The sequence below is a fragment of the Agrobacterium sp. 22-226-1 genome (assembly GCF_053522345.1).
Genome location: NZ_JBNWCP010000044.1, coordinates 1 through 2,500 on the forward strand (window position 1 = coordinate 1; position 2,500 = coordinate 2,500).

Genomic DNA, 2,500 nt, shown 5'->3' on the forward strand with positions numbered 1-2,500 from the left:
TGTTGATTTCCACTGAGAACTGACCCGGTAGCCCAGGATATTTCCATCGAGAATTGACCCATGTTTGAACCTTGCCCTGCGTGTTTTCAGCGGGGGCTACGGAGTGATCGACATGGCGTTACTGAGCGTGATCCGACGCTGGCATTTTCGAGACCACATATCGATCCGGGACATTTGCCGCAGGACCGGCCTATCCCGGAATACCATCCGCAAATATCTCCGGCTTGATGGCGTGGAACCATCGTTCAAGGTGCCGGAGCGGCCGAGCAAGCTTGATCCTTTTGCCGACCGGCTGTCAGCGTGGCTGCGGACGGAAGCCAAAAAGAACCGGAAGCAGCGGCGCAACCTGAAGCAATTACATGCCGATCTGGTGAGCCTTGGCTACGAGGGATCGTATGGTCGGGTTGCTGCTTTTGCTCGGGAATGGAAAGCTGATCTGCAAAGGGAGCTGCAGACATCGGGACGTGGGACGTTCGTTCCGCTGGCCTTTGATCCGGGTGAGGCCTTCCAGTTCGACTGGTCGGAAGACTGGGCAATCATCGGCAATGAGCGCACCAAACTGCAGGTGGCCCATACAAAGCTTAGCTATTCCAGGGCGTTCATCGTCCGGGCGTATCTTCTGCAGACGCACGAGATGCTGTTCGATGCCCATAACCACGCGTTCCGTGTCTTCGGCGGGGTGCCGCGGCGCGGCATCTACGACAACATGCGCACGGCAATCGATAAGATTGGACGCGGCAAGGAGCGCGACGTCAACATCCGCTTTATGGCAATGGCCAGCCACTACCTCTATGAGCCGGAGTTCTGCAATCCGGCGTCTGGTTGGGAGAAAGGCCAGGTCGAGAAGAATGTTCAGGATTCGCGCCATCGGTTCTTTCAACCGACACCACGCTTTCCATCGTTGGAAGCCCTGAACGACTGGCTGGAGCTTCGATGCAAGGAGGTTTGGCAGCAGACCCCGCATGGAAAGATGCGTGGCACTATCGCTGACCTCCTGGCCGAGGAAACAAAAACTCTGATGCCAACGGCGCGTGTCTTCGATGGTTTTGTCGAGCATAGCAAACGGGTGTCCCCAACCTGCCTGGTTCACTTCGATCGCAATCGCTACAGCGTTCCGGCATCCTTTGCCAACCGACCCGTCAGCATTCGAGTTTATCCAGACCGTATCGTTGTTGCAGCGGAGGGTCTGATCATATGCGAGCATCTTCGCGTCATCAGCCGGTCGCATGACGGACCTGGGCAGACGATTTACGATTGGCGGCACTATCTCGCGGTCGTGCAACGCAAACCTGGCGCTCTTCGCAATGGTGCGCCGTTCGTCGATCTTCCCGAAGCCTTCAGAACGCTGCAGCAGCACCTGCTCAAAAAGCCGGGTGGCGATCGAGAGATGGTCGATATTCTGGCGCTTGTTCTCCAGCACGACGAACAGGCAGTGCTATCGGCAGTCGATATGGCTTTGACGTCCGGAGTTCCGACCAAAACCCATGTGCTAAACCTGTTGCATCGCCTCGTCGATGGCAAATCCTCGACACCACCTACGATCGACGCGCCGCAAGCTCTTACACTTGCCAACGAGCCCAAGGCCAATGTCGAACGCTACGATACCCTGAGGAAGACTGCGGAGGTCCGCCATGCGTCATAACCCAGCCAGCGGAGCGATCGTTATCATGCTGCGCCAACTGAAGATGCACGGCATGGCTCAGGCAATCGGTGAGCTCACCGAACAAGGATCGCCAGCTTTTGAGGCTGCCATTCCTATTCTGTCGCAACTGCTCAAAGCGGAAACGGCAGAGCGGGAGGTTAGATCAACCGCCTATCAGCTCAAAATTGCCCGCTTCCCGGCCTATCGCGATCTCAACGGCTTCGACTTCTCCAGCAGCGAGATCAACGAGGCGCTCGTGCGCCAACTCCATCGCTGCGACTTCCTCGATGATGCCAACAACATCGTGCTGGTCGGCGGACCTGGGACAGGCAAAACCCATATTGCCACCGCTCTCGGTATCCAGGCAATCGAGCATCATCACAAACGCGTCCGGTTCTTCTCAACAGTCGAACTGGTCAACGCGCTTGAACAGGAGAAGACGCAAGGTCGCTCAGGGCAGATCGCCAATCGGCTTGTCCATTCCGATCTCGTCATCCTCGACGAATTGGGCTACCTGCCGTTCAGCGCGTCGGGAGGAGCTTTGCTGTTCCATCTCCTGAGCAGGCTCTACGAACGTACCAGTGTCGTCATCACCACCAACCTGAGCTTCAGCGAATGGGCCAGCGTCTTTGGCGATGCCAAGATGACCACGGCGCTGCTCGACCGCCTGACCCACCACTGCCACATCCTCGAAACCGGAAACGACAGCTTCCGCTTCAAGAATAGCTCAGCTCATGAACCGAAAAACACGAAGGAGAAAAACAGGAACTTGACCTCTACACCAGACCCGAAACATATCTAAAAGGCGGGTCAAATCTCGGTGGAAATACCGGGTCAGTTCTCAGTGGAAATCAACAC

Annotated in this window: 2 protein-coding genes; both read left to right on the forward strand. The window is 56.6% G+C overall.

Annotated elements, in window-relative coordinates:
* The first annotated feature begins 112 nt into the window (after positions 1-112).
* A complete protein-coding gene (gene istA, locus ACQZ5K_RS26900; RefSeq protein ID WP_111796982.1) occupies positions 113-1,642 on the forward strand; it encodes an IS21 family transposase in 1,530 nt (509 codons plus the stop codon).
* Positions 1,632-2,444 carry an IS21-like element helper ATPase IstB gene (istB, locus tag ACQZ5K_RS26905; RefSeq protein ID WP_111796911.1) on the forward strand — a complete coding sequence of 271 codons (813 nt, stop codon included), beginning with the start codon at positions 1,632-1,634 and terminating at the stop codon, positions 2,442-2,444. Before istA ends, istB begins: the two co-directional genes overlap by 11 nt.
* Positions 2,445-2,500 lie beyond the last annotated feature (56 nt).